31 protein-coding genes and 1 pseudogene are annotated in these 26,873 nt (G+C 41.6%); 9 read left to right on the top strand and 23 right to left on the bottom strand.

Going from position 1 to position 26,873, the window contains the following annotated elements; translation table 11 throughout:
- Positions 1 to 4 precede the first annotated feature (4 nt).
- Complete coding sequence (gene map / locus LQ216_RS18525; protein ID WP_230130940.1) at positions 5 to 751, bottom strand: type I methionyl aminopeptidase; 747 nt, start codon at positions 749 to 751, stop codon at positions 5 to 7.
- 298 nt (positions 752 to 1,049) lie between these two features.
- Here map and LQ216_RS18520 point away from each other — a divergent pair, with 298 nt between their 5' ends.
- Positions 1,050 to 2,210, top strand: a complete 1,161-nt coding sequence (locus LQ216_RS18520; RefSeq protein ID WP_230130938.1) for a S1C family serine protease — start codon at positions 1,050 to 1,052, stop codon at positions 2,208 to 2,210.
- A 136-nt stretch (positions 2,211 to 2,346) separates the two neighbouring features.
- Here the strand turns inward: LQ216_RS18520 and LQ216_RS18515 are convergent, their stop codons facing one another.
- Positions 2,347 to 3,177: a DNA-formamidopyrimidine glycosylase family protein gene (locus LQ216_RS18515; RefSeq protein ID WP_230130936.1), complete on the bottom strand. Its 831-nt coding sequence runs from the start codon at positions 3,175 to 3,177 to the stop codon at positions 2,347 to 2,349.
- Positions 3,178 to 3,362: 185 nt separating this feature from the next.
- Here LQ216_RS18515 and LQ216_RS18510 point away from each other — a divergent pair, with 185 nt between their 5' ends.
- A complete protein-coding gene (locus LQ216_RS18510; protein ID WP_230130935.1) occupies positions 3,363 to 3,923 on the top strand; it encodes a hypothetical protein in 561 nt (186 codons plus the stop codon).
- Positions 3,924 to 3,952: 29 nt separating this feature from the next.
- On the opposite strand, the gene LQ216_RS18505 is transcribed toward LQ216_RS18510, so the two are convergent.
- The gene (locus LQ216_RS18505) at positions 3,953 to 4,804 is read right to left on the bottom strand and encodes a metallophosphoesterase (protein WP_230130933.1); all 852 of its coding nucleotides are present in this window, start codon (positions 4,802 to 4,804) and stop codon (positions 3,953 to 3,955) included.
- A gap of 131 nt (positions 4,805 to 4,935) precedes the next feature.
- Here LQ216_RS18505 and LQ216_RS18500 point away from each other — a divergent pair, with 131 nt between their 5' ends.
- Positions 4,936 to 6,090, top strand: coding sequence for a glycosyltransferase (locus tag LQ216_RS18500; protein ID WP_230130932.1), 1,155 nt, complete (start codon positions 4,936 to 4,938; stop codon positions 6,088 to 6,090).
- Positions 6,091 to 6,119: 29 nt separating this feature from the next.
- On the opposite strand, the gene LQ216_RS18495 is transcribed toward LQ216_RS18500, so the two are convergent.
- From LQ216_RS18495 to glsA, 3 genes are all read right to left on the bottom strand, one after another.
- Positions 6,120 to 6,602 (bottom strand): C40 family peptidase, encoded by a 483-nt coding sequence (locus tag LQ216_RS18495; protein WP_230130930.1) that lies wholly within the window; start codon positions 6,600 to 6,602, stop codon positions 6,120 to 6,122.
- A 168-nt stretch (positions 6,603 to 6,770) separates the two neighbouring features.
- Positions 6,771 to 6,929 carry a hypothetical protein gene (locus LQ216_RS18490; protein ID WP_230130928.1) on the bottom strand — a complete coding sequence of 53 codons (159 nt, stop codon included), beginning with the start codon at positions 6,927 to 6,929 and terminating at the stop codon, positions 6,771 to 6,773.
- Positions 6,930 to 6,991: 62 nt separating this feature from the next.
- Entirely contained in the window at positions 6,992 to 7,927 is a 936-nt protein-coding gene (glsA, locus tag LQ216_RS18485; protein WP_230130926.1) for a glutaminase A, read from the bottom strand.
- Positions 7,928 to 8,102: 175 nt separating this feature from the next.
- Between glsA and LQ216_RS18480 the strand changes: the two genes are divergently transcribed.
- A complete protein-coding gene (locus LQ216_RS18480) occupies positions 8,103 to 8,786 on the top strand; it encodes a DUF421 domain-containing protein (RefSeq protein WP_230130924.1) in 684 nt (227 codons plus the stop codon).
- A 204-nt stretch (positions 8,787 to 8,990) separates the two neighbouring features.
- Here LQ216_RS18480 and LQ216_RS18475 read toward each other — a convergent pair whose 3' ends face one another.
- From LQ216_RS18475 to LQ216_RS18460, 4 genes are all read right to left on the bottom strand, one after another.
- Positions 8,991 to 9,230: a hypothetical protein gene (locus LQ216_RS18475; RefSeq protein WP_230130921.1), complete on the bottom strand. Its 240-nt coding sequence runs from the start codon at positions 9,228 to 9,230 to the stop codon at positions 8,991 to 8,993.
- A gap of 248 nt (positions 9,231 to 9,478) precedes the next feature.
- On the bottom strand, positions 9,479 to 9,694 hold the full coding sequence (locus LQ216_RS18470; RefSeq protein ID WP_230130919.1) for a hypothetical protein: 216 nt from the start codon (positions 9,692 to 9,694) through the stop codon (positions 9,479 to 9,481).
- Between the two features lie 175 nt (positions 9,695 to 9,869).
- On the bottom strand, positions 9,870 to 10,211 hold the full coding sequence (locus LQ216_RS18465) for a hypothetical protein (RefSeq protein ID WP_230130917.1): 342 nt from the start codon (positions 10,209 to 10,211) through the stop codon (positions 9,870 to 9,872).
- Positions 10,212 to 10,383: 172 nt separating this feature from the next.
- The gene (locus LQ216_RS18460; protein WP_230130915.1) at positions 10,384 to 11,565 is read right to left on the bottom strand and encodes an iron-containing alcohol dehydrogenase; all 1,182 of its coding nucleotides are present in this window, start codon (positions 11,563 to 11,565) and stop codon (positions 10,384 to 10,386) included.
- 356 nt (positions 11,566 to 11,921) lie between these two features.
- Here LQ216_RS18460 and LQ216_RS18455 point away from each other — a divergent pair, with 356 nt between their 5' ends.
- Positions 11,922 to 12,548 carry a LysE family transporter gene (locus tag LQ216_RS18455; RefSeq protein WP_230130913.1) on the top strand — a complete coding sequence of 209 codons (627 nt, stop codon included), beginning with the start codon at positions 11,922 to 11,924 and terminating at the stop codon, positions 12,546 to 12,548.
- A 5-nt stretch (positions 12,549 to 12,553) separates the two neighbouring features.
- On the opposite strand, the gene LQ216_RS18450 is transcribed toward LQ216_RS18455, so the two are convergent.
- The 3 genes from LQ216_RS18450 to LQ216_RS18440 all read right to left on the bottom strand — a co-directional run bounded on the left by LQ216_RS18450 (position 12,554) and on the right by LQ216_RS18440 (position 15,972).
- The gene (locus LQ216_RS18450) at positions 12,554 to 13,891 is read right to left on the bottom strand and encodes an amino acid permease (protein ID WP_230130911.1); all 1,338 of its coding nucleotides are present in this window, start codon (positions 13,889 to 13,891) and stop codon (positions 12,554 to 12,556) included.
- Positions 13,892 to 14,065: 174 nt separating this feature from the next.
- Positions 14,066 to 15,364, bottom strand: a complete 1,299-nt coding sequence (locus LQ216_RS18445; RefSeq protein ID WP_230130909.1) for a globin-coupled sensor protein — start codon at positions 15,362 to 15,364, stop codon at positions 14,066 to 14,068.
- 110 nt (positions 15,365 to 15,474) lie between these two features.
- The gene (locus LQ216_RS18440; RefSeq protein WP_230130907.1) at positions 15,475 to 15,972 is read right to left on the bottom strand and encodes a metallophosphoesterase family protein; all 498 of its coding nucleotides are present in this window, start codon (positions 15,970 to 15,972) and stop codon (positions 15,475 to 15,477) included.
- A gap of 136 nt (positions 15,973 to 16,108) precedes the next feature.
- On the opposite strand from LQ216_RS18440, the gene LQ216_RS18435 reads away from it, so the two are divergent.
- On the top strand, positions 16,109 to 17,182 hold the full coding sequence (locus tag LQ216_RS18435) for a DUF3900 domain-containing protein (RefSeq protein WP_230130905.1): 1,074 nt from the start codon (positions 16,109 to 16,111) through the stop codon (positions 17,180 to 17,182).
- On the opposite strand, the gene LQ216_RS18430 is transcribed toward LQ216_RS18435, so the two are convergent.
- From LQ216_RS18430 to LQ216_RS18405, 6 genes are all read right to left on the bottom strand, one after another.
- Positions 17,179 to 17,319, bottom strand: a complete 141-nt coding sequence (locus LQ216_RS18430) for a hypothetical protein (protein ID WP_230130903.1) — start codon at positions 17,317 to 17,319, stop codon at positions 17,179 to 17,181. The two genes, LQ216_RS18435 and LQ216_RS18430, sit on opposite strands and share 4 nt — an antisense overlap.
- 185 nt (positions 17,320 to 17,504) lie before the next feature.
- Positions 17,505 to 17,675, bottom strand: coding sequence for a hypothetical protein (locus LQ216_RS18425; RefSeq protein ID WP_230130902.1), 171 nt, complete (start codon positions 17,673 to 17,675; stop codon positions 17,505 to 17,507).
- Between the two features lie 50 nt (positions 17,676 to 17,725).
- Complete coding sequence (locus LQ216_RS18420) at positions 17,726 to 18,520, bottom strand: type II toxin-antitoxin system SpoIISA family toxin (protein ID WP_230130900.1); 795 nt, start codon at positions 18,518 to 18,520, stop codon at positions 17,726 to 17,728.
- Between the two features lie 344 nt (positions 18,521 to 18,864).
- Entirely contained in the window at positions 18,865 to 19,038 is a 174-nt protein-coding gene (locus tag LQ216_RS18415; RefSeq protein WP_230130898.1) for a hypothetical protein, read from the bottom strand.
- A gap of 246 nt (positions 19,039 to 19,284) precedes the next feature.
- Positions 19,285 to 19,692: an N-acetyltransferase gene (locus tag LQ216_RS18410; RefSeq protein ID WP_230130896.1), complete on the bottom strand. Its 408-nt coding sequence runs from the start codon at positions 19,690 to 19,692 to the stop codon at positions 19,285 to 19,287.
- Between the two features lie 147 nt (positions 19,693 to 19,839).
- The gene (locus LQ216_RS18405) at positions 19,840 to 20,127 is read right to left on the bottom strand and encodes a DUF3219 family protein (RefSeq protein WP_230130894.1); all 288 of its coding nucleotides are present in this window, start codon (positions 20,125 to 20,127) and stop codon (positions 19,840 to 19,842) included.
- A 216-nt stretch (positions 20,128 to 20,343) separates the two neighbouring features.
- On the opposite strand from LQ216_RS18405, the gene LQ216_RS18400 reads away from it, so the two are divergent.
- Entirely contained in the window at positions 20,344 to 21,540 is a 1,197-nt protein-coding gene (locus LQ216_RS18400) for a TolB domain-containing protein (RefSeq protein ID WP_230130893.1), read from the top strand.
- Between the two features lie 6 nt (positions 21,541 to 21,546).
- Here the strand turns inward: LQ216_RS18400 and LQ216_RS18395 are convergent, their stop codons facing one another.
- Positions 21,547 to 22,164: a VC0807 family protein gene (locus LQ216_RS18395; protein WP_230130891.1), complete on the bottom strand. Its 618-nt coding sequence runs from the start codon at positions 22,162 to 22,164 to the stop codon at positions 21,547 to 21,549.
- A 203-nt stretch (positions 22,165 to 22,367) separates the two neighbouring features.
- Here LQ216_RS18395 and LQ216_RS18390 point away from each other — a divergent pair, with 203 nt between their 5' ends.
- On the top strand, positions 22,368 to 24,284 hold the full coding sequence (locus LQ216_RS18390) for an AMP-binding protein (RefSeq protein ID WP_230130968.1): 1,917 nt from the start codon (positions 22,368 to 22,370) through the stop codon (positions 24,282 to 24,284).
- Between the two features lie 429 nt (positions 24,285 to 24,713).
- On the opposite strand, the pseudogene LQ216_RS18385 reads toward LQ216_RS18390, so the two are convergent.
- A pseudogene (locus LQ216_RS18385) lies at positions 24,714 to 25,244 on the bottom strand (hypothetical protein); the annotation flags it as partial.
- Positions 25,245 to 25,256: 12 nt separating this feature from the next.
- Positions 25,257 to 25,388, bottom strand: a complete 132-nt coding sequence (locus LQ216_RS20555) for a hypothetical protein (RefSeq protein WP_354959337.1) — start codon at positions 25,386 to 25,388, stop codon at positions 25,257 to 25,259.
- A 77-nt stretch (positions 25,389 to 25,465) separates the two neighbouring features.
- Here LQ216_RS20555 and LQ216_RS18380 point away from each other — a divergent pair, with 77 nt between their 5' ends.
- A complete protein-coding gene (locus tag LQ216_RS18380; protein WP_230130890.1) occupies positions 25,466 to 25,927 on the top strand; it encodes a DinB family protein in 462 nt (153 codons plus the stop codon).
- A 113-nt stretch (positions 25,928 to 26,040) separates the two neighbouring features.
- Here LQ216_RS18380 and nadE read toward each other — a convergent pair whose 3' ends face one another.
- Positions 26,041 to 26,871: an ammonia-dependent NAD(+) synthetase gene (gene nadE, locus LQ216_RS18375; protein WP_230130888.1), complete on the bottom strand. Its 831-nt coding sequence runs from the start codon at positions 26,869 to 26,871 to the stop codon at positions 26,041 to 26,043.
- Positions 26,872 to 26,873: the final 2 nt, after the last annotated feature.

Genomic DNA, 26,873 nt, shown 5'->3' with positions numbered 1-26,873 from the left:
CTTATCATTGTTCGGTTATAATCAAAGGTCCGTCTTTTGTGATGACAACGGTATGCTCATATTGGGCAGACAGTTTGCCGTCCACGGTCCGTGCTGTCCAGCCGTTATCATCCATCTTGGAATGCCAGGTTCCGACATTCACCATCGGTTCGATCGTAATGACCATTCCTTCTTTAAGGCGCAGCCCTTTACCCTCCTTGCCATAATGCAGGACTGTCGGTTCTTCATGCATCGTTTTCCCGATGCCATGGCCAGTGAAATCACGTACAACCGAGTAATTCTCACCTTCTACATAGGATTGAATCGCATGGCCAATGTCCCCAAGTCGGTTTCCGGGCTGAGCCTGCTCAATCCCTTTGTAAAGGGAATTTTTCGTTACTTCCAGCAGGTGTTTCGCTTCTTCTGACACTTCCCCCACTGCATAACTCCATGCTGAGTCTGCAAGACCGCCATTCAGATTGACGACCATATCGATGGTAACGATATCTCCTTCCTTCAGAGGCTTGTCGGAAGGAAAACCATGGCAGATCTCATCATTGACCGAGGCGCATGTCGCATATTTATAGCCATGAAAGCCTTTCTGTTCAGGTGTAGCACCATGCTTAGTCAGGTATTCTTCCACAAAGTTATCTATTTCTTTTGACGTGATTCCCGGTTTAATCATTTTGGCAATTTCTCTATGGCAGGCAGCAAGTAGCTTTCCCGCTTCATGCATCAATTGAATTTCACGTTCGCTTTTTATCGATATCATAACTAATCCTCTTTCTTTATCTCATAATCGTTGAAAAAACAGATAATCCAATTCTAGACCTTTTGTTTCATATTATGCAAGAAAAAGGCCCGGTATATTAGCGGGTCAATAAATCGATTGCTTCATCCTGGTCCGTCACTGGATTGTGACAGACAATGTTTTCACAAATATAGAAGGAAAATTATCGTCTTATCACGTTTATTCAAAAAAGTTTGGGTTATTTAAAGACTAAACGTTCCATAATGAATAAGGTCTTCATTCGAAAACAGAAGGCTCAAAGAAAGGACTGAGTGAATGTATGAGTGAATATAATCGGGATGATCGCAACAAAAGAAAAAGCGGCAATAAAAAAATAATAACGGCCGCATTTATAGGTGCGGTCATTGGTGCCTTGATTATTTTCTTGGGTATGTCGCTTTTTGGTGAGGAAACGAATCAGCAGGCCACTGACAAGACGGCGGGGACGAACGCCAGTGCTGAAGCAGGAAATAACGGAACCCCTTCAGTCACAGGCGCCGTTGCACAAAGTATGGAAACGGTCGTGAGTGTCTTCAATTACAGAGGCGGCGATATTTGGGAAGGCTCCGAACGTACCCAGGCCGGGTCTGGTTCAGGGGTCATTTATAAAAAGGAAAACGATAAAGCTTATGTCGTTACAAACCACCATGTCATTGCCGGAGCCAGTCAGATTGAAATCAGTTTGAGCAATCAAGAAAAAATGCCCGCAAAGCTGATGGGGTCTGATCCTTTATTGGATCTTGCCGTGCTGGAAGTGGATGCCGAGAAAATTGATAGCGTCATTACAATGGGGAAATCAGATGACCTGAAACCTGGGGAGACGGTAATCGCGATCGGAAATCCGCTTGGTTTTTTACAGGGGACCGTGACGACCGGCGTGGTCAGTGCCGCTGAACGCACGATGCCAGTGGATGTTGATGAAAATGGAAGCGTCGATTGGGAATCCGAAGTGATCCAAACCGATGCGTCGATCAATCCGGGTAATAGCGGCGGAGCCCTTATTGATTTACAAGGAGAACTGATCGGCATTAATTCGTCCAAAATCGCCCTCGAAGCTGTCGAAGGAATCGGGTTTGCCATACCGGTTGATCTTGCAAAGCCAATCCTTCGGGACCTTGAAGAGCATGGCGAGGTACGTCGTCCCCAGATTGGTATTTTCCCGATTTCGCTTTCAGAAATTCCCTCCCAATATTATGAACAGACTTTGAAATTGCCTGGAAATGTTAAAAGCGGAGTCGTGATCAGAGAAGCAGAACCTTCTTCACCGGCCGGCCAGGCCGGTTTAAGGCAGTTTGATGTGATAACCCGGTTAGATGATCAAGATATTAACAATGCCAGTCAACTCCGAAAGTATCTTTATACCGAAAAGGAAATCGGTGATGAAGTGGAAGTCACCTACTACCGGGGCAGAGAAAAAAGAACGGCAACGCTTCAATTATAGGCAAACAATTATTATTCACCATAAATATGGAGGATCACAACAAGAGCTGGCCTCACTTTGCTAGCTCTTTAATTAATTTACAATATATCATATTCTTGAAACTCACTTATCAGCAACGACACTTGATGGGTTATCCTCAAACGACAAAAATCAATATCTTTACTCCTGGCAACCCGGGCAAATATGACCTTCTTGAGGAGATGAGTACCTCTTCGACAACGGTACCACATCTTTTACATGGCTGGTTTTCGCAGGCATAAACAAGAAAATGGTTATTGTATTGTCCCGTCTTTGTGTCGTCCGCATAAAGAGGATAATCCATATAGCTTCCTATTTCAATGGCCCTTGTTAATACTAGCCTAATCGCATCATAAAGCGCTTGTGTCTGCTCCCCGGTTAGTTCGTTCGCTTTTTTGGTTGGCCGCAGCTTTGCCTGATAACAAATTTCATCTGAATAACAGCTTCCGATGCCGGCTATGAATTTTGGATCAACCAGGATTGATTTGAGCGTTCCTCTTTTGAGACTGATCCGTTCCTGGAAGTCCTCATAGCAAAATGCCAGATCAAATGGTTCAGGCCCTAATCCTTCAAGCTTCCCGTTTAGTTCTTCAGCCATCAGTAAGTGGAGATAGCCAAGCCTTAGGCCTACAAAAAATAACTTCCTTTCTCCAAATGACAGAATTACTTGCTTGGCAGGTTTAGGGTAGACCTGGTCATCCCCTAAAAACAACCAGCCTCCTATCATCACATGCAGCAGCAAATATTTCCCTGAGCTCAATTCAATAATCAAATACTTTGCCCTTCTTCTTATTCCTGTAATTCGAATCCCGAGCAGTTCGGAGGTGAACCGGGGAACAGGCATATTAATCGACTTTTCACTGTTTATTTGGACCGAAGTAATTTGCTTACCATTTAATTGTTCGCTCAACACCATTCGGTAGCGTTCGATTTCCGGAAGTTCAGCCATGTGTGAAGCCCCTTTAGAATCCTTTTATCTTATTATTGGATCTCCACAATTTATTTATGTGTTCATGGTCCTTCGATGATTAATCTTTCAGGTAACAATTCACAGTCATAATTAGCTCGTAATAGGCTGAAATTATAATCGTTGCCTTTAACAACCTTGATCATTTTACAAAAGGACGTTGACATATGAAAGGGTATTTATTATCACTTTGGAATTTGTTGGATCCATTGTATTTTAGCTGCACTCGGCTTAGTTATCTTCCAGAGAGAGATTCTTTTCAAAATATTTTCAGGGTACGCCTTACCTACTATAAAGGAAAGGATGTCTCTCTTTCAGATGGCACCCATATAAAAAAGAATGATACCTTGGTCAAAATTCATTTACACAATGCTAGATTGCTGAATGAATTAAAGCATATAAACAGTGAATTAAAAAAAGCAAAAATCATTTATCAAAGTGTCCAAAGGTCGTTGCCCGAAATTGAATCGTTTATACGTAACCACGAGTCTTCGAGTCAAATTAAAGGGATCGTGGGAATCACCACTTTAAATAAAGTCTGTGATCGATTGGGGTTTGAAGTGGTTGATATTTCCCACCCTGTATACAAAAGGGTCAAATTGATTACTTTCTTACCGATCATGTGGCTGTCTCCTACTAAGCCAAGCATCAGGAATATGATAAAACAAAGCTCTCCCAGCTATTTGTTTATGTCTAAGGATACATTAACAAAATTATATAAAAGTTAAACAAAAAAGGACCGTTACGGATAACAGTCCTACATCGCATATTGTGATCTACTCTCAGCAGCCCGCAACGACAATTGATGCAGCGTTATTTCAGGTCTGCTTCCTACCCGGATATTTACTCCGGTTTGACCCAATCCTTCATTAATATAAAAAGGCTTTTCATCATGGATGTGCATGCCTTTAATCATATTCATTCGGACAAGCTTCCCCATTTTCACAAGGTGATATGCCTTTGGATAACATATTTGGCCGCCATGGAAGTGGCCCGCCATCAAGTAATCAAAATGATATTGCTTCATGTCCAGTACGAGGTTTGGATCATGGGTTAGGACCAGGTTCGTCCCTTGTCTTATCCCTTTATACGCAGCCGAAAGATCGCTTCGCCCAGTACTGAAATCATCTACGCCAATGATATTAACCGGTATGCCTTGGACGTCAATGATGCTGTTCTCGTTTTTCATTACATTAAAATTGTATTGTTCAAGCGTTTCTTGCAGTACTTGTAAATCGTCCTTCTTGAGCACGTAATCGTGATTGCCAAAAACCGCATATTTTCCGTATTTAACATCCAATTGGTTTAGTGTCTCTAGATAAGGCATAAGCCTTGGAATTGAACGTTTACGGTCGAGGAAATCTCCGGTAATTGCAATCAAGTCAATCTTTTCATCTTTTACTTTCTCATAAAGCTCAATAGGGGAAATTGAGATGTTTTCCAGATGCAGATCGGAAAGCTGAAGGATATTTAAAATGGGGGCATGTTCGTTTGTTTGATGGTGGTTTATTTGAATGCGGTTAATGATGATATCCTTTGTGTTTTTATAGGCTCTATTAATTAAATAATAAAGTGCTATCAATAAAACTGCGGATAAAAAAAGGATCATGTACAAAACACCTCCAGCTACAATTATACATAAAAAAAGCCCTTAATCCTTCCGGTAATTGATGGAACGAATGCCACTCCCAGAACAGGAAAAGATAACGGTATAAAGCAGTCATACTTGGAGCTGTCGCCATGAAAGAAAAGACCGTAAAGAAATCCATCTTATTTTTACCATTTTTGCAAATCCCTTCAGGGCACCATCAAGTTGCCAAAGCCTTAATGGAGGGGATTCAGCAAAATCGTCCGGATATTCAATGTGAAAAGCTGGACATTCTTTCATTCAGCTATGGAAAAATAGAGTCGATGGTATCAAATACGTACATCAAATGGATTCACGCCTTTCCGGCGCTGTATAGCCTGATTTACCGGAATTCGGTCTATAAAAACCTGGAAGAAAACAAGCGCTATAGACTATATGAATTTCTTTTTTTGCCTTTTATGAGGAGATTGTTGAAGGAGAAGCAGCCTGATCTCATCATTTGTACTCACGCGCTGCCATCTTATATGTTAAATCATTTAAAGGAAAAGGAAGGGCTAACGATTCCGGTTATCAATGCCTATACCGACTATTTCATTCATCGTTTCTGGGGTGTTCAGAATATCGACTACCATTTCGTTACCTCGCTTCAGATGAAAGAATATTTAAAACAGAAAGGAATCCATGATGATCGGATTTTTATAACAGGCATCCCAATTCATCATAAAATCAGCAAGCTTAATAAGCCTGGTAATTGGCTGGAGCGAGCAATTCCTTTAAACATTTTGATTACGGGAGGGAACCTCGGGGCTGGAACGATAGAAGAATTAGTGAATAAAATAAAGAAGGATAGTACGATTCATTTTTATGTACTCTGCGGCACCAATGAAAGATTGTATAGCAACCTGAAAAGCTTGGATAAAAACAACGTCACTCCCTTAAAATATATCGAATCCAAAGAAGAAATAAATGATCTCTATGATCAGATGGATGCCATTATTACAAAACCGGGCGGGGTGACGATAAGCGAATGCCTTTCTAAACGAAAACCCATCCTTATTTATCATGCTCTGCCCGGACAAGAGGAAATCAATTTGGAAACGCTAGAGCAATTAGGAGTCATTTTTCATTTAAAACAGTGGAAGGATGATGAGTTTTCATTAAATGACTGGCTAGCCAGCTTTTTTCAAGACAGCGTTCGCCTTGATGATTATCAAAGCCGTATCTCCACATATCATCAGCAACTTACCACAGAAGCACCTTCAAAAATCGTTTTGGATTTATTGGAAAGTAAAAAGGAGCGGACCTAAAGTCGGCTCCTTTACACTATACATTTACGTTATTTCAAAACCCGCTTAGCTCCGGCATACCTGTCCTTCCAATACTTTAATGACATCGAATTCACCTTAACGCCCGTTGAAGTAGCGCCAATAAATTGGCCATTGCCCACATAAATCCCTACAAAAGAAACCTGATTCCCGCCTGTTTTATAAAAAACTAAATCTCCTTGTTGCAGGGACTTTTGGCTAACGGCTACCCCTTTTTTAAATTGGTCCTTTGAAGTTCGTGGCAAAGTAACTTTTGCTGAATTTTTGAAAACATACTGGGTAAATCCTGAAGCATCGAAGCCTTTTGGAGTTGTTCCTCCCCATTTATACGGCTTGCCTTTTAAGCTGTTTGCGTAGGTAACAACTTTCTGACCGGATGATGAAGTTGCTGCTGAGGCTTTGTCTGTCAGTGGTGAGAATAATAATGCGAATGCCAAGGTAATGACTGCTGCAATGATGACAAACCATTTTGAAATCCTTAATGAAACACCCATGAATACTCCCCCTACAATTGTTTGAATTTTTTCTTACATAATTTAAACGTTTAATAACCGGGGAAAGTTACATGAATTTAATAAGTTTCCATCACCAAAAACAGCTAATTTTCGCAGTCTGAATATGCCTATAAACCAGAAAAAAAGAAGGCTTTTAGCCTCCTGGACTTATTCTTGAATCTGGGGATTTCTTAACAAATACTCTCTTCCTTGATCAGATAAAAAATCATAGGAAGATGACAAGACAGACCAGCAGTCAAGACAATATTGGTTTTCCGGTGACGCATACTCGATTTCCTTGGTTCGCTTGCAAATCGAACAGATCATGGGCATTCTCCTTCTTCTATTATATAGTAGTTTGCCCTTGGATCGCTTATTTAAACAACTATTCATGTGTTAAACATACTTAAAGAATACTTTTTCGCCATCATTTCCAATATTCTTACTCCGGCGACACTATTTCCCTTTTCGTCGAGTGCCGCACCGTAAATCCCGATGCCGCACTTGCCTGGTACAGCACCCATGATTCCTCCGGATACCCCGCTTTTTGCAGGGATTCCTACATTGATCGCAAACTCGCCTGAGGCGTTATACATTCCACAGGTAACCATGAACGTTTTACAAATGCGCGCAATATCCCCGGGGATAATTTGCTTATCCGTTAATACGGCTTTTCCATTCATGGCCAGAACACAGCCTATTCGCGCCAAGTCATTGCTGTCCATTTCAATCGCGCATTGCTTGGTATACAAATCGATCAGTTGTTCTACATTCTCATTAATGACGTTATGCTGTTTTAAAAAGTAACATAGGGAACGATTCAAGTCGGCTGTCTTGTATTCAGAACGGGCTACCTCTTCATTAAAATGGATGCCGGGATTCTGGGTTAAGTCCCGGATAAATTGTAAAATCCGCTCGAACCGCTCGTTCACGCTCCCTCCTTTAATCATATGCGTCACAGTTAAAGCACCGGCATTGATCATCGGGTTTAATGGCTTGGAAGGCTTATTTGTCTCCAGCTTGGCAATCGAATTAAACGGATCTCCGGTGGGTTCCTTTCCCACATAGGAAAATACATAATCTTCGCCCCTATCCATTAAAGCAAGGGCAAGGGTCAGCACCTTGGATATGCTTTGCAGGGTCAATTTATCACTCGTATCGCCTGCACAATAGCCGCTCCCGTCCGGATAATAAATCGCCACCGATAGGTCGTTTGCCTTCGCTTTTTTAAGAGCCGGTATATAATCGGCGACTTTTCCTTCTTTTGTGTAGGTTTTTGCTTCATCAACAAGCTGCTGCAATTCGTCATTGGACTTACATCCCATTTCACTCATCCTTTGTCTAATGATAGTCAGAAGACTGCCCTATTTTATTATGTACTTACCTTTTCCTTTAGAGAGGATTTGCAAACATCTTCAGTAACTCCCTCCCAATAGATGGTTAAATATCTACTTTTTGTTGAATAATAGCAAAAGAATATGCTGAATCGTGAGGAGTAATATGGAATCTATATTAACAACGTCATTACGGACTTTAATCGGCTTCTTCTTATTGCTTATCCTGACACGAATTCTCGGTAAGAAGCAGATAAGCCAGCTGACCTTTTTTACGTACATAACAGGAATTGCGCTGGGAAGTATCGCAGGAGATATGGTTGTCCACAGGGATATAAAAATAATTGATGGTGTTACCGGCCTTACCCTCTGGGCTGTTTTAACTCTCATTATGGAATATGTAAGCCTCAAATCAGCGAAAGCAAGAGTGCTTTTGGATGGTGAGCCTTCGATTATCATAAAAAAAGGTAAGATCGTCGAAAAAGCCATGTCAGCCAATAAATTAAATATGGACGATCTGACCATGCTTCTTCGGCTAAAGGATGTTTTTTCTGTAGCCGAAGTCGATTATGCTATTCTTGAGCCGAACGGGCAGCTAAGCGTGCTGAAAAAGGAAGAGCATGTGCCTACCATTCGAAAAGATTTTAATATACAAACGACTCCCCGCCTGTATCTCCCGACCGAGCTTGTCGTCGATGGCAAAGCTATTCCGAGGAACCTGGCAGAACTAAACAAAAGTGAGGCCTGGCTGATTGATCAGCTGCAAATAAAGGGCATTGATTCGATGGATGAAATTTTGTACGCAGAATTGCAATCAGACGGCACGATCCATATCGATAAAAAAGAATAGGCAAAAAGAAAAAGACATTCAAATTTTTTTGAATGTCTTTTTGCTTGGCAGATAAGAAAGTATGAACTCTCTTATCTGCATAAAGCAGAACACAGGCTAATTGTGCCGCGTCCTTATGTCTTCGCCTGTGTGACCCACATCCTGTGGGCCTAACTACGCCTCTGACTTCCCCTTCAGGCTCGTCAATCGGAAAGTTTTCTTTACTTATTCTTCTTCTGGATCAGTAAGAATTTTTATCGTTTTTAACCCGATATTCAATTTATAATTCAAGTCCCAGTTGCTTGCCAGGATCTCTATTTCGTTTTCCTGTGTAATAAACCTCATGACGACGTCACTGTCGATATCCATGACTGCGTACGAATTTGCTTTATTGCAATAAATATCATACGACTTATGACCAACTAATGTCCAGCCATGTATTAATTCATGACTCTTTGTTTCCATAAACAGCACCTCAATTCAATCCTTTACTCCATTTATCGGATTGAACTCTCATGTTTTTAAGCTTTATCATTCCATGTAACTGTATTCATTTTAGTAGTTAATCAAGATGAGAGTAAAGAAAAGCGTAACTATCATCAACAATAGTGTATATGAATGATCATTTAATAACTGTTTAAGGTTAAGCATTTCGGGAGCCTCCTACCTGTTTATAGTAATAGGTATGCAGGCCTCCCATAGATTATGTTTACTTAAAGTTTGTTTTCTATCGTTTCAATAATATCGTCTATCGTATCTGAAACATCATTTGTGCGTCTGGCAATTGAAATACTGAACTCAAGTAACTCTTTGTATGTGGCGATAGGGATAACAGTGTTTGTTTTTTCATATTCATTAAGCTGCAGGCCAATGTTCTGTAGAATCATCAATACTTCTTCCATAGAACCTTTTTCTATTTTATACATCATATTTCCCCCTAACACTGTATTACTATATTTATCGGGGTTTTCAGAAAATAATGCAATGGAAATTTTTACCCAACATCTCATTTTCCCTTTAAAATGATGTCGTTTCCCGTATAAATCCGTATATCAATCCTTCTAATTGTCGAAACAATAGGAACGTTTTCTGCTGAAAACATGACTAATCTCTTCCGCGTATCTCGGTAATTTCCCCTCTTCGATAGGAAATTTCTACTTTATCTCCAATTTGGTAATCAAGATACTTATCACAATCCAAAATCAGTATCCTATCATTACTGAATTTCATGGCACAGGTCGGACTGCTGCCGCTGGCATTTACTTCCGCGACTTCATTCGAGGTGATGCCTCGCACCTTGCCGGATCCGTTCGGTGAGTAATATTTTTCGACGACTTCCGCTTCCCGCATGACCGCGCCTGAGCTCCCTAGCCATAAGATTAACAACCCGATTAAAACTGCCAGTAAAATGAGCAGCATGAAGATTTTTCTTTTTATTAAGTCCATTGGCTTCTCCTCTTTAATCGTTTCATATCTTGTAATGTATGAGTGTAATGATAGTTTTATGACGAGATGATTGAATCACAGCTTCCATTCAAGTCTCTCAGTAGTACTTTATTCACCTGAAAAACTAGTTATAAACCTTGAGTGCCCCTCCTTTTTACAGAGGGGCAAAATCTTAACTAGGCTGGGCGACCTTGCCGGCAAATGCCGAGCGATAGATCGCTCTAATATCTTCTTCTCTTAATTCCTGGGGACTTCTAGCCAATAGCCGTTTTTGCTTAACGCCATCCTCTGTCAGTTTTTCAAGAGCTTCTTCCGGAATCCCGAATTCTCCTAATGTACCGGGTATCCCGACATCTTCAACCATTCTTTTCAGCTCTTCAACACATCTAATGCTCGCTTCTTCCTCAGACACGTTGCTGGCATTGCCGCCTAATGCATTCAGAATATCAGCCATCTTTTTCGTGCAGCTGTTTCGGATGTATCCCATCACATAAGGCAAAAGGACCGCGTTTGAATCACCGTGAGCGATATGGAATTGTCCGCCTAGCGGATAAGCAAGCGCATGAACACCAGCAACTCCTGCATTAAAGAAAGCAAGTCCCGCCATGTAACTCCCCTCGCTCATATCGATGCGGGCCTGCTGATCATTACCATCCTTGACCGCTTTTCGAAGCGAACGGCTGATCAGACGGATAGCCTGAAGTGATAGCCCTTCCGTCGTCGGACTAGCGTTCACCGATACATAAGCTTCGATGGCATGCGTCAAAGCATCGATCCCTGTCGCCGCTGTTACCTTTGGCGGAACGGAAACCGTAAGCTCTGGATCGACAATCGCCGCGTCAGCGAGTAAATAATCATGGGCAATGACATCCTTTGTGCTTTCCAATGAGAGCACAGAAATGTTCGTCACTTCCGATCCCGTGCCTGCCGTTGTTGGAATCAGAATCTTTGGAAGCCCTTTTTGATTGATTTGTTTCGTACCAGATAAGTTTAAATAATCAGCGACTTTGCCATCATGGACGGCCAATACCGCGGCAAGCTTTGCTAGATCAAGCGCGCTTCCTCCCCCGAGGCCAATCACTAATTCAATTTGCTGCTGTTTCATATAAGCAACCAATTTTTCTCCAACCTCGAGCGGTGGCTCGGGTACGACTTCCGTATATACACCCACCTCGTAACCCGCTTCTTCGAGCGGTATTTTGACCCTGTCCGTCAATCCAAACGTTTCAAGCGCCGGGTCAGTGATTAACAAAATTTTAGCAGCTTCATATTTCTTCACGACCGGAACGAGCTTCTGCAAGGAACCCCATCCCACATAGCTTAACGGATTGAAAACTAACGTGTTAACTGGCATTACCATTCCTCCCATTATCTCTAACAATATCTACTTTTGCCTGAAAGACTTTTTCCCTATTATCTATTTCGATTAAACTTCAAGATAACCTGTTATGTAAAAGACTGAAAAAGACGCCTGGCAATAGCCGGGCGTCTTTGATGCGTTTTGAGGCGAAGGACCGTTTGGCCACATCCAAACGAAGCTTGTCCGTCGGCTTACACAAATTAGCTCATCGCTACGTAAATATAGCATGGACTAAAGCGAATTACAACCATTTAATCTCATAGACGATTGTCCAAATTTTTGTAGTACGGCCCATGATTTCTGAATAAGATGGTACGAGACTGCCCGAACATAATAAATGAGGTGAAAAGATGAGCGCATTAATCGGTTATATTTTTTTAGGATTATCACTCGCTGCTCCAATCGGTCCCATCAATGCAGCCCAGCTTGACCAAGGAATTAAGAATGGATTTTGGAATGCTTGGATACTAGGCCTTGGAGCTGCATTGGCTGATGCCATATATATGGCGCTCGTTTACCTGGGGGTAGTTCATTTTCTGGAAACGCCCTTCATGAAAACATTCCTCTGGCTGTTTGGCTTCTTCGTGCTCACTTATACCGGCATTGAAAGCATGATCCGCGCCGGGAAAATATCAGAAAATGAAATGAGAAATAAAGAGTCGTTGTCCAAATCATTTTTCTCGGGTTTTTTTATGTCGATATCGAACCCGCTCACGATTCTTTTTTGGCTTGGGATCTTCGGGTCCGTGATGGCCAATGCGTCTGCAAAATATGACTTTAATCATTTGTTGCTCATTTGCTCGGCCATTTTTCTTGGGATTGTCATCTGGGATATATCAATGGCATTCATGGCTAGCATAGCAAGGAAGTATTTAACTCCTTCTCTTCTTAAAATGATATCATTGCTTTCCGGCTTATCGCTCGTAGGGTTTGGCTTGTATTTCGGCATTCAGGCGGCAAAGGTTTTCCTCTCCTGATTTCTTCATGTTTTACTCGTTTTCCATCTTCGACTCATAATTAACGTTGCAGCCGCAATGACAACAAGAAACCCGATGGAAATGAATAAGCCGGGTCTGCTTGTTTTTTCAAGAAGCGTTCCCGATATAGCCAGCAAGATAAACAGAATACAAATCAGCCCTTTGATGTTGTCTGCTAGTGTTAATTTCATCAGTTTTTTAAAAGAAAATAAGATAAGCGTCCATGTATATAAAAGCATTAAACCCGCAGCCGTGGTAATATGTTCATAAATTTTTTCCGGCAACAGCAAGGACATGATAATGGAAAACGCAAGGCCGCCTGCTGTCACTCCAAGTGCAGGTAGCGAGACCTTAAATTTTCCTTTTTTGGCGAAAACTTTTGGCGCATCCCCGCTTTTGGACAGCGTTACAAGCAGATTCGTTACCGCAAATAAGGAAGCTGCCATCGTCGAAAAGCCGGCAATGATCAAGATTGCGTTAAACGCATGCGGTACGAACGATAAATGATAATCAGCAAGCGCGATAACAAATGGACTTTCTTTCGTATTGAACCTGGTCCAGGGAACTAACAGGACGGCGAGCCCGACCGCCAAGAGATAGATGGTTGCCAGCAGCGAAAGCATCACCTTTCCAGCCTTTGGCCCGTCTTTCGGATCCTTTAACTCATTCGCCATCATGCCCATGATTTCAATTCCGCCAAAGGTATAAAAAGCAAAAATTAAAGCAGACCAAAGCCCTGTCATTCCGTTAGGAAAAAATGATTGATAATCCAATGACAAATTGGGCTTTTTTCCATGGTACCCAAATATTCCAAACAAGGCCAAAGCGGCAATTACGATAAACATGAGAATACCGAGAACTTTAATGACCGCCATCACATTTTCTACCTTTTCAAAACCATTTGTGCCGATGAATACGACAATCAAGCCCAGCACGGCATAAACCGTTGCCAGCATCCATAAGGGCAGATGCGGAAACCAGAAACGGGTAAATAATCCTAATGCGGTAAGCTGGCTACCCGTGATTAATATCTCGGCAGACCAGTACATCCAGCCGTTGCTAAACCCCGCCCATCTGCCAAACGCATGATTGGCATATGCGCAAAAAGAACCCTTTTCTGGATGTTCCGCAGTCAGTCGGGCAAGTGCATCAAACACTACATAAGTGGAAAATGCGGCAATTATGAAGGCGATAAGAATCGAAGGGCCGGCTGTTTTAATTCCGATTCCCGTACCAAGGAAGAAACCTGTTCCGATGATGCAACCGACTCCTAGGAGTGATAGCTGCCACCACTTTAAATTCCCTTTTTCAGACCCGGAGGCCTGATCTTTTCCGGATGCCATTTCATTTTCTCCCCCTAAATCACCATTTTCCCTTAGTGTTAGGAGAAGTGAAGCCGAATATGTATATGTAAGATGTCTGAATTTTATCGAGGTATCGGGTTATGATATTCACTGTATATCTCTAAAAAACTGATAATCAAAAACCGGCAAAAATGCCGGCTATTAAAGTTTTAACTATAGCGTCATAGTCATTTTCGTTAATTCATCAGACGAAATGGCAACCTGTTCAATGGCACCACTGATTCCTTCGAGAATTTCTCTTAATTGATTTACTTCGCCGGAAATACTTACATTTTGTTCCTTTACACCGCCCATTGAATCGACTATTTCAGAGAAAAAATCGCTCGTCTTCCTTGTTTCGATCGCACTTTGTTTTACGTCTTCATTCACTTGAGTGATCGATGAATGGACGGCACTGGAATAACTACTGATTCCGCCGATCAGTTTTGATACTTCGGATACAGAATCTTTTGTGTTCTCGGCAAGCTTACGAACTTCCCCGGCAACGACCGCAAAGCCTTTTCCATGCTCCCCTGCCCTTGCAGCTTCAATCGCAGCATTTAAAGCGAGTAAATTCGTTTGATCGGCAATCGAGGTAACCATGGCCACGATGGAATCAATTTGCTTCGAGGTATCCGTTAACTGTTCCATATCCTCAGAAATCTTCTCCATGTTCTGCTGTGTATCCTTCATGACTTCTTCAATCTTCTTCAGCCTCATTGAGCCGTCCCTTGATTTGGTTTCAGCGTTTCGGGCTGCCTCTGATCCTTTTTCTGTGAACGAGTGGATTTCATTTATTTTCGCGACAATTTCTTGTGTGCCTGCGCTTGTCTGTTCACTGATTGCCGCAAGATCTTCCGCATTCCGGTTCACATTCTGCCTAAGTTCTTCTTTTTCATTTTCACCGATTTGCCTGATTCGCTCGTTTTCCTGCTCATAAGCCTCTAAGACGAGTTGCTGTTCCAGGCTCAATATTTTGGTAACGGCCAGTACCGCTTCCTGGTATTCTTTAATCTCCCGATATGTTGGTGTTATCGCTTCGATCAAGCTGTTTAACAAGTCCTGAAAAGCAGCCAAATACCATTTGGGCTGTAACCCTATCCTTACGTGGACATGGGCAATGATGTTTCTTTGTTTAATAAATCCATCATTTATTTGCCCGCTGAACATCTCATAGATATGCTTATGCAGGGTGGTTTTTAACCGACTGACCGTGCTGTTGTCGTTAATGATATTCATTAACGAAGGTTCGTGTTCAAGATTTTTATAGAAGTTTGCCACTAACACTTCCAGATGTTCCTTCACCAAAGGCTGGAGGGAACGGATGATACATAAATCTCGGTTTGTCAAGCCAATCATTTTAATTTGGGTTAGTACATCCGGGTGATCCTGTAATTGCATATGTACCTTATTGCTGAACTGGTCGTACTTTTTTTCCTCGATGTTTTTGCTTCTCGTTAACAGGCTTTTCATACCAGCATCATTCCCCTAAAAGTTTTTCTAGATGTAGGTTCAACCTATATCCATTTTTTAATTATAGTAAAATAACTTACAGAGATTATATCGGCTTCCGAAATAATTTTTTAACCTTTATTATTATAAAAAACATGTTCAGCATGGATGGTATCTGTAATGTGCAGCAGCCCATAAGAAAAAGCAGGTTGGCGTCTTTTATCCGTCGGCGAGCCAGGATTGAATAAGAGAACCCCGTCCATTTCTTTCTTCACTGGTATATGGGAATGGCCGAAAATGATCATGTCCACATGATCGTCTTTAAAAGCAGCATGGGCTCTTTTTTCGGTCGTTCCCTTCTGACCATGGCCATGGACGACGCCGATCCGTTTACAGTTTAGCTGTAAAATCATTTTCTCTCCAAATTTTTCTTTTATATCGGTCCCATCAACATTCCCGCTGACTCCTGCAACCGTTGCATATTGTAATAGTTGCTCGTACACATCCAGGGTTTGCCAATCTCCGGCATGGATGATCAAGTCGACACCCTTAAGTCCTTCAATCAGGCTGGCCGGGAGATTTTTTGCCATTTTTGGCATATGGGTATCAGAAATAATTACGATTTTCATCGTCTCCCTCCTCCATTGTCTTTCTAAGGATTCTACCCTGATTGAGGGAAAGAAATCATATAGGAAAATTCATTTGACGATTACGATTCCCTTTTCTATACTGATTGAAGTTACTTTATAGAAATAGGTGGATTTTATGGATTTTTCGATCACATTTTTATCCTTTTATGTCATTCATGTCGACGGCAAAGGAGAACAAGCCGACAAACGGTTTAAGCATTTCCAAACCCTTGATACTGGAGATTACGAAAGCAGTCCTTTAAAGGAATTCCTTGATGGGGAACTTATGAAAATTTCAAAGCGCAAAGTGGACCGCCATCCTAAAGCCGAGCAGGTCCCTACCAAAATCGGCCATTTTATTGTCGAAGAAGGCCATGAGCTTGATTCCAATCCTAATTATAATCTTTTCAATCGGGTCAGGCTTGCGGAAACAAAGGAAGCCTTCCATGAAGAAAGTGAACAGTTCGTCCGCTCCTATCTTGATACGAGTGCTGTCCGCGGCGGTGTCTTTTTGGTTGCTGCGGCTAAGCTGACAAAGTATTTTGATGAGCCGTTCGTCTTTATCATGAAATGTGACTTTGAACCAAAAGTCGCCTCGATATCCGATGAATCTTCACTGATCCGGAATGTTGAAATGGCGATTACCACAAAAAATATGAAATCGATCCAATACCCATACATGCCCGAAGAAGGCATGGTCGAAGAAGGTGAACTGAAAATCCACCAGGCCTCCCATGCCCGCTACTTTGAGGACTTTCTGAAATTCGTCGAATACGGCGAATCGATGCCTGAAATTATGAAAGCCCAGGTCATGAACATGGTTCAGGAGCATGTGTATGAAACCTTTGAAGATAACAGCGAGGAACTGAAGCAGTTTGAAGAAGACTTGGAAATCTGGGAGGCGAGCGAAAAGCGTGAAATTCGGGAGCGTTTGGATACGAATCAGGTAGTCGAAGCAGTCGCCCAGATTGTAGAACATACGCCTGAAGCTCAGTTAAAGATGAAGCTCGGTGAAACCGAAATCAAAGGACTGCTTGGTAGCTTTGGCGATACTATTCATCTAGGCAAAATTAACGGCAAATACATTCTCCTCGTTGAAGCTGACTCAATTACCTTTGAAAAAGGAGTTTCGCCGATTGAATTTCATAAGCCGGACGATTTACAGGGGGTTATGGAGAAGATTCGTAAGAAAGGGATGGACGATAGTTAGACCAGTCTATCCTTTATGGCTTTTAGGATTTTTAAAGCATGTTGATTTTCTTTGCTCATTTTCGTCTCACCCTTGTATACGGTAATTTTCTTGTTATCTTTTTCGTTCTTGTTTTTATCATTTCTCTTCCAAAACATAACGATCTCCCACCTAAGCCGTTTTTTGTATTATATGCAAAAGTCTATGGGAGAATACAAAGAAAACTCGCCGATTGGCGAGCGGTAGGGCGAAGATAAGGCATCGTTGCACTTGTGCAGGAGGGAAAGTTTAATACTTTCCTTTCTGCAAACAAAAGACAAAGTGGAATGAATCACTTTGTCTTTTATTGATTGGATATATAGGTGAGTGCTTTTTTGTTTAGTTCATGTACTTTTTTCGACAGTTTACTCGTTGATTTTTCAGAGAGATGCGTAACCCTTTGGCCGGAAGAAGAGTTACTCTTTGCTGAAGACTCTGACCTTCTGCTTGTACTTCTATTGCTTTTTATCGTCATAAAACTCCCTCCTGTTCCAGTGTTTTGTATATACCCATTATAACACTAAATTACCTATATGAATCGAATAGATAAACTAAATTTGCAATATGGACCCCATCCACCTCTAATAACGTCCCTTTATCATTTTTCAGAATGATGATTATATTTCTATTTTCTAAATAAATGGGGATGATCATGCTGTCGTTTTCGACCATTGAGATGATTTCAGAGTTGTAAACTGCGTCAATATACTCATCTATATTTTTATAATTAATGTCGAAATTATTGATACGGTCGATCTTGATCAATTCCGCTTTAATCTTATCCTTTATTTCGCTTTCATTTTCATGAAAAAATGTTGGGAATTCCCGGATTTGAACCTTTAATCCAAACTCGTCACTATATTGCTCTAAATAGGTTTCTAAACCCTTCGCATATTCTTGATGATCTGCCGGTATTTGCACATCTTTAAAGTATTGATCGGATTGTTGGATTAGAATGGACATATATCCTACTTTTGAAACCATGCTTTTTTGGATTTTATCGTTTTTCTTAATCATTTCTTCAAGAAATTCGCTGCCATTTTGAAACTCGGTCCTCCAGATTTTTAAGATGCTCGGCGTCATTAAAACCGATAAATCAATAAAGACGGTAACCGCGGTTACTGTCACAATAAATAGCCAATCATTTAAGTCTACCCTGTCAAAAATGATTCCCAATCCAAGCGCCAAAATAAAAATGACATACAAGGTTTTCCGTAAAAGCTTCAGATAAATCCCATAATTCAATGGTTTTATGATCGCAAACAACCAGGTGAAAACTACAAAGACTATTAAAACCCCAAAATATGTATTTAGAAACATAGCCATCCCCTCAAATATCTCATTGCTCTAAGCTGTCAAGAATCGCTTCATTCTTGTAAATGAGTTTATTTTGCTTTTTGTCATAATAATAGACTTTTACTACTTTTTCTAAATCAATGGGGTCGCTAGTTAAGACACCGAATAGCGATCTTCCAAAGGTACCATATTTGAGTTATAAACTGGCTCGTCTTCATTGAAGTCACTATCATACGATTCATGATCTATTGATACCGTGCGACCACCTGATGTAAACGCAACAATTATTGCTAATATAATCAGCGTTATTCTTATTCTTCTTAATTCAGAATTAGCATTCTCAACCATTTGTTCACCTCACGACTTTTTCATTTCTTCAACATCGAAAAACTTCGTATCATGGACCCAGCAAACATGACTCCGGCACCGCCTAATATCATGACGAGAAAAGTCGTCTTTTCTATAAAGTCTAAAGGATACAGTACACTACCTATAATCAAAAACGCTCCTACCACTGATAAAATCCAACCGAGTTTTTTCATGCCACCCCTACCTTCATACATATTTTGTTTCTGTCTTTATTAGCCCTATTTTTGAGCATCTATCTCTTAATTTTAGCATGATTCAACAAGCGATGGTGGATAAAATGGACATACTAAAAAAGCGAAAGGCCCTCATCCATTGCCTTTCGCTTCAATCGACACGTTGTAGCTATCTTCGTTACTAGCAGCAAAATTAATCAACACTTTCAAAAGGTGGAGGATAGACAACCTTCCCTTTAATATCCTTCAAGATCCATCCTTTAGCTCGCAAACCATGAAAACCTCATTCGGCACAGGGAAAGAGGATTCTATTCCTTTCTCTATCGAGGAGATGAAACCGAATTTCGGATAAAAGGTTGGATGTCCCAATACAGCGACATGTTCAAAACCCATCTCTCCAGAAACCTCCAAACCCCTTTTAACCAAAGTGGACCCAATTCCTTGATTCTGGTATTCCGGCTTAACAGCCATCGGCGCCAGCCCAAGCGTCGGAACCTTTTCCATGCCCAGATCGATATAAATAATGCTAAAAAGGATGTGGCCAATCAGTTCTCCACTTTCCGTTTCAGCCACCAGCGAAAGTCCAGAAATAAATTCTTCAGAATTGCGGATCGCCGAAATTAATTTGGCTTCATTTTCCTGGCCGAATGCCAAATCGTTTACTTCTTTTATGGAAGCAAAATATTCACATGCTCCACCCTTATGTTAACGTTCATTTGTTTCACCTTCTAAGTTTGTTTCAGGAAAAAAGGGACTTCAGGTGAGGCGTTGGGCCCCTTTTCTCTATCCGTTTTAAGCGACTTAATTCTTCTCAACAAGCACAAGATGGAAGTCGCCAACCTGGTTTTCTTTATAAAGGTCGGTTACCGATGTGTAATAATTTAAGATGGTCCCCTCGAATGCTAGCTCTTTTTCCGGCACTTTCACATCGAATGTGCCTTTATACAGCAATGTGGTGATATCGTGATATTCACTGCTCTTCACTTTAAATTCAAAGCTGATTTGGCGTGCCCCTGTTTTTTCAGCAACTTCTTCCTGATAGTTAGTTACTTTAATTACTGTCTCATCTAACATTACTTCGTTAACCAAATCTCATCTCTCCTAAGCGAGCTTCTATTTATAAAACGAAGAAGCTGTCGATTTGTCCTTATAAGTGATATTTCACGATTCAACATTCATTATAGTCCACAACATAAGAAAGTGATAATTTAGTGCCTCTTTCACAATTTTACCATAATAGCATTTACATGTTTCAGACAAGTATACGAAATATTAACACAAAAGCCATTTTAATAGGAGTCAACAATGAAAAAAATAATTACAGTCATTCTTTTCGCTTTCTTCCTTCAACCTTTGGCAGCTCAAGCAGATGACGTTGTCCAAGCCGCCTTTATAAGGGAAGGCAATCTTTGGACTAAAGTACTTTCGCGTGAACAACAAATTACAACTCAAGGAAAGATTGAGTATCCACCGCAATGGTCGCACGACGGAAAATGGGTACTGTATCAGAATATGGTATCGGACGACCATAATGAATTATGGGTCTATAACATGGAAAGCAAGAAGCACAAAAGAATCTTTGCACAAGGCTGGAACCCCAAGTGGTCGCCTACCGAAAATATCATTGCTTTTAACCACGGTGGAGGATTAAGTATGTCTGATTTAAAAGGATTCCGGAATGTTGCCACCGGTGTCGACAGTTATGAGTGGCAGCCGGATGGAAAAGGATTGATTATTTCTTCTGCCGCTAATTTGCGACCTGATGGCTGGACAAATCCAGTTCTGTTTAAAATACCTGTTCACCAGGATTTAAAAATGCCAGTGAAAGAAATTTTTGTCATCCCTAAAACATTGGCAAAAGGAGATAACGAAATAATCTCGATTAATGCAGGCGATTTCGCCTTTTCACCAGACCAGAAATGGATTTCATTCATCGTTTCTCCGACTGCTTCATGGTCGATGGACAGCAATATGCTCTGTGTTCTCTCAAGCGCTGGAAAAGACTTTACGGTTCTCGATGAAGTGATTACCCATGTGACACCTCCTAAATGGGCACATACCAAAAACACACTGGCTTATATAGCTGGTGGAGGCAGAATAGTCTTTGGCTTTAAAAATAAGAAGCTGAACACAGCCGATTTCCCGGCCTTTACAAAAGCGGAGCTGACACCCGCCGGATTTGCCGACTTCGGTTTTACCTGGGTCGATGATCAGCAGTTTGTCGTTTCACGGGTGAAAGAAGCCGAATGGTCCAATGAGCCTCAAGAGCGCCCGTCACCTTCGCTTTATAAAGTGTCCTTATCCGGCGAAGCGCAAAAGAAAATCACCGACCCGCCTAAAGGATTTGGTGATGAAAAGCCTGTCTTTACTTCTCAGGTACTCACTTGGCTTCGGATAAGCAACGACTTTTCTAAAAGTGATCTATGGATAGCAGACCAGGAAGGGAATGGGGCCAAAGCATGGATAAAAAACGTAAGCAGCTATTCCCTTTTTCATAAATAGCGCAGCTTACCTCACTGTACGGGTTTCATTAAACGATTTAGCGATATAGATAAAACCGAATACACTTATCAATGTAAAGATCCAGCTAAGGATCTGCCGATAAATAATTCCATGATCAAACGCCTCTACCCCATATCTTTGAATTAAAAATACCCTGATCATTGAAAAAACAACTTCTTTGAAGGCAAATAGCAAAGTAATGCCTTGAAAGACCTGAAAAATATGCTTTTGATAAAAAATATCCTTCGTGATCGACCGGTCGTTCCCCCGCATCTCAACAAGATCCAAAGATAAAAGCATGGCGGCCGGTCGGTTTATTAGGATGGTTGTCATATAAAAACCGGCCATGCCAATGGAGAAAAAAACATTATTCCAAAGCAGCTGCATCGCAGAGCCTGCCAGAAAATCCATAAGCGTACCAATAATGAGGGTACTAATGATAAATATCCCCGTGAAATTTACTTTTCTGATTTCATAAAAACGGTAAATGCTATAGAGAATTCCCGGTATGGAGGATACCAGCATCGAGTTATAATCCCCGATATATGCTCTGCCCACGTTCCAAATAAGCAGCGGAAATACCAAATAAAACAAGAGATCCAATAAAAAAATATACTTTTTCATTTCTCCCCCTTACCTTCTTTCTCTAAACTCAAAAATTAAATAGGCTTATCCTATCTGTATGTCTTCCGTCTCTTTTCATTCTATTTCCCTTTATAATATAATAAAATTGTCTTAATCTTAAAAAACTTCTTACATTATATTAGTATCGGGGAGGTCTTTCATTGTCAGGTCAAAAAGCCGTTTGGTTTCCTAAAGAAGAATATATGAAAGAAACGAGAATGTATAAATGGATGACAAAGCTTGGATTTTCCGATTACGATTCTTTTTATGACAAATCCATTGAGGATATATCCTGGTTTTGGAACGAAGCAGTAAAAGAACTCGATATATCATGGAACCGGCCTTTCGAAAAAACGATTGATTTATCTAAAGGCTTGAAATATCCGGAATGGTTTGTCGGCGGAAAGATGAATATCGTCGAGAATGCAGTCGATAAATGGGGTACCAATGAGAAAACTAAACACCTTAACGCGATCATCTGGGAAGGCGATGACGGAAAGCAGACCGTTTTCACGTTTGAACAGCTAAGCCGTGAAGTTTCCAAAGCAGCTTTCGGCCTTACTTCGATCGGAATCAAAAAAGGGGATGTCGTAACACTTTACTTGCCGATGATTCCAGAAACCGTCATCTCCTTACTAGCCATCGCCAAAATCGGCGCGATCTTTTCGCCTGCCTTTTCCGGTTATGGAGCCGAGGCGGTCGCAACCCGCATCAATGCAGCCGGATCAAAAGTATTAATAACGGCTGATGGTTATTATCGCCGCGGCAAAATGATTATGATGAAAGAAGAGGCAGATCGTGCAGCTGCCATGTCTCCTACTATCGAAAAGGTCATCGTGGTCGAACGAACGGGACAAGATGTGCCATGGGATGTAAAACGTGATATGAAGTGGACTGATTTGACAAAAAGCGAAAGCACTTACAAAAGCGCCGATACAAATGCAAACGATCCATTCATGCTGATATATACATCAGGGACCACCGGCAAACCGAAAGGAGCCGTCCATACACATGCAGGTTTCCCTTTGAAGGCTGCCTTTGATGCAGGGATTTGTATGGATGTTAAGCAAGGCGATACCTTTTTCTGGTTTACCGATATGGGCTGGATGATGGGGCCTTTCCTTGTTTTTGGGGGGCTTGTCAATGGTGCGTCCATTCTATTATATGAAGGTACGCCTGACTTTCCCGAGCCTGATCGCCTCTGGCAGCTTGTGAGCAAACATTCCGTAACCCAGCTGGGGATTTCCCCTACCTTGATTCGCAGCTTAATGAAGCACGGCACCGACTGGGTGGATAAGCACGATTTTCCTTCACTTAGAACGATTGGTTCCACCGGAGAACCGTGGAATCCAGATCCTTGGACTTGGCTGTTTGAAAAAGTCGGAAAAAAACAAATCCCAATCATGAATTATTCCGGGGGAACGGAAATTTCCGGCGGGATTTTAGGTAACGTGTTATTGAAGCCGATATCACCCGTGACATTCAATTCCCCCATCCCCGGAATGGACGTCCATGTCTATGATGAGAACGCCTCCCCGGTCATCAATCAGGTTGGCGAACTGGTAATCTTACAGCCCTGGGTCGGCATGACAAACGGGTTTTGGAATGAAAACAAACGCTATGAAAGCACATATTGGAACAGATGGGAAGACACGTGGCTACACGGTGACTGGGTTGTTCAGAATGATGATGGATTTTGGACGATCACAGGACGTTCGGATGATATTTTGAATATTGCCGGAAAACGACTAGGCCCAGCTGAATTGGAATCCGCACTTGTGGAGCATGAATCAGTCGTTGAAGCGGCAACAATCGGCGTGCCGGATGAGGTAAAAGGCGAAGCCGCTGTTTGCTTCGCAGTCCTCAGGACGGGTGTAAAAGTAGATGAATCGCTTGTACAGGAGCTTTACCAGCTGGTCGTCAAGCATCTCGGCAAGTCCCTGCAGCCAAAGGAAATCCACATCGTTTCCGAGCTGCCGAAAACGAGAAACGGAAAGGTGATGCGCCGCGTCATTAAATCAGCGTATTTGAATCGGCCTGCCGGTGATTTAACTTCATTAGAAAATCCGGATGCACTTGAGGCCATCAAATGGCTTAACAAAGGAACGGTCGCCCCGTAGCGAATGCTTTCGTCAATCTTTCATTAGCGTAAATGATACTTATTAAAGTCGTTGCCCCTATGAAACTATCGAATTGGGATAGGATTTCTTTTCTCTCAAAAACATACCTAATAAGCGGATATGGAAATGATGTCGAAAAAAGCAATGCCGCTCCTGCATCGCCGTGTCGCTATTTTTCCTCAGATGGGTTATGTCACCTTCCGAAACAACTGCTTCTTCAGCTACAAAGGTCTCAAGTTATTGAACACAATTTAATATGTTTGCTGAACATTACGCAAAAATCTTGCGTACAGCAGAGAGCTATAATGAAAAACTGGAAAAGGCCCAGAACGCAGACGAAGAAATAGCCATTTTCAATCAGTAAATGAACCAAAAGAAAAACAGTGGATTGATCCCCACTGTTTTTCTTTTTAGATGTAGCGACTCTTCTTACTTAGTGACTAGTTTTAAATCATCAATTTCCATTCGCTTGGTTGTTTCAAGCGGGAGAATCTCTCCACAAGTAAAATCTATTTTTCTGTGGAATAATGGTCCATCATAAACATAGGTATGGTACTCCCCTGCCTCTCCCATCGGGCACACATCTTCCTTTTGGATATCAGCAATAAAACGTTCATCCAGTTCCCGACCCAGCCATGACAAAGATAATTTATCATCCCGAATCCGAATCACAGTTGCCTTATAACTCGATTCAACAAACATCTTCAAACCAGGCAATGCCTCGTTTTCCTGCATCCATAATGGGTAAACGGCGGCTAGTCCTATTTCCTCGCAGACCTTTTCGCCCCAATCGCGATGTTCTTGTAGATATAAGTCGCCAAATGCCGCCGCATCCAATCCGTATTTATTCTTTAAATGAATAAGAGCGTTTTTCACATCTTCCGTATATGTCTTGAAGGTACAGTGGATAAATTCGACCGGAATGCCGAGCGCCTCGCCCTGAAGTTTGATCGATTCCGCTTTTTCTCCATGTCAAGTCCTTCCGTCGATATCTTCTGGCAAAGTCGTAAACAAGCATTTTACGGAATCACCCTGTTCTATTAATCTATGCAGCGCCATGCACCCGTCCTTACCTCCGCTCCACGATATCGCGATGTTCTCCATAACTTTTTCCTCCTTGGACCAATTCCTCTTACTATTACGGTAAAATAAATACAAATAAAAAAAAGCAGGTGATTACTTTGTATGTAAAAGAAATGCTGCATCAGCTATCGGTCGCTGTGAATTCATCGATACAAATGCTTGAACAAACACCGGATGAATTGCTGGAATGGAAACCTGATGAAGTTAGAAGAACAATCAGGGAAATGTTTGTTCATCTCGCCACCCTTTGTAAGGCTGACTATTATATTATGAGTGGCTATTCCCAGAAAGAAATGGAAGAGTATTACCTTCAGGCAAATCCGGTTTCAAAACAAGAAATCAAGGAATATATGACGGATAGCTTTACCTTTTTTAGCGATAAAGCGCTGAGTTTTACTGAAAGCCAATTAAGTGAAAAACAAGCTTCTTACTGGGGCACCGTTTATACCCGGTACGAATGGCTGCTTGAGATATTATCCCACTTTTATCATCACCGGGGACAAATTCATGCTTTTTTGACCGTGAATGGCTGCAGCCTTGACGTAAAGCTGTTTGAATAAGAAAAGCGCAAGCGTCCTGTAAGAGGAACATCGACTAAGACCTGCCACATCGTGTGGCAGGTCTTAGTCGATGCCAGCCCATCCTGGGCAAGTCCGAGCGGCAGGCTTCCCTTCTATTTCCACCAATCCTCAAATACATCGATTGCCGGATTGCGTTTATGTTCCGTCTTTAAATACCAGCCTTCAATTTTATCAGCCGCTTCTTTCCTTACTTCTTTTCCTTCTAAATAATCATCGATATCATTGTAAGAAACACCTAATGCCACTTCATCTGGGATCAGCGGCTTATCGTCTTCCAAATCGGCTGTAGGGATTTTATTGTACAGTTTTTCGGGTGCGCCGACAAACTTAAGAATGGCTCTGCCTTGTCTTTTATTTAAGCGGTATAATGGCACGAGATCTGCCGCACCGTCGCCATGTTTCGTGAAAAACCCAGTGATGGCTTCCGCCGCGTGATCTGTTCCCAAGACGACGCCATGGTACATCCCTGCCAGGTCATATTGAACTTTCATCCGTTCCCTTGCTTTTATATTGCCTTTCAGGAAATTGGACAACTCTTCGCCTGTAGCCTGCTCAACCGCTTCTACGCTCGCATCGACGGCCGGTTTGATGTTGACCGTTAAATTCCGGCTTGGTTTAATGAATTGTAACGCTTCCTGTCGATCGGCTTCGTCTTTCTGTACACCATATGGAAGGCTGACAGCGATAAATTGATATTCATTATTGCCAGTTTCTTCGATCAGTTCATTGACTGCGGTTTGAGCGATATAGCCGCCTAACGTAGAATCCTGGCCTCCTGAAATTCCCAATACCAGGCTCTTTAAGAAAGTATGCTTTTTCAAGTAATCCTTTAAAAAATCAACACTTCTTCTAAACTCTGATTCCGGATCAATCGTCGGCTGCACGAGCAATTTATCAATAATTTGCTTTTGTAATGGACGCATTT

The sequence above is a fragment of the Bacillus sp. CECT 9360 genome (assembly GCF_918741275.1).
Lineage (GTDB): Bacteria > Bacillota > Bacilli > Bacillales > DSM-1321 > Peribacillus.
This window is presented reverse-complemented; position numbering and strand designations above follow the sequence as displayed.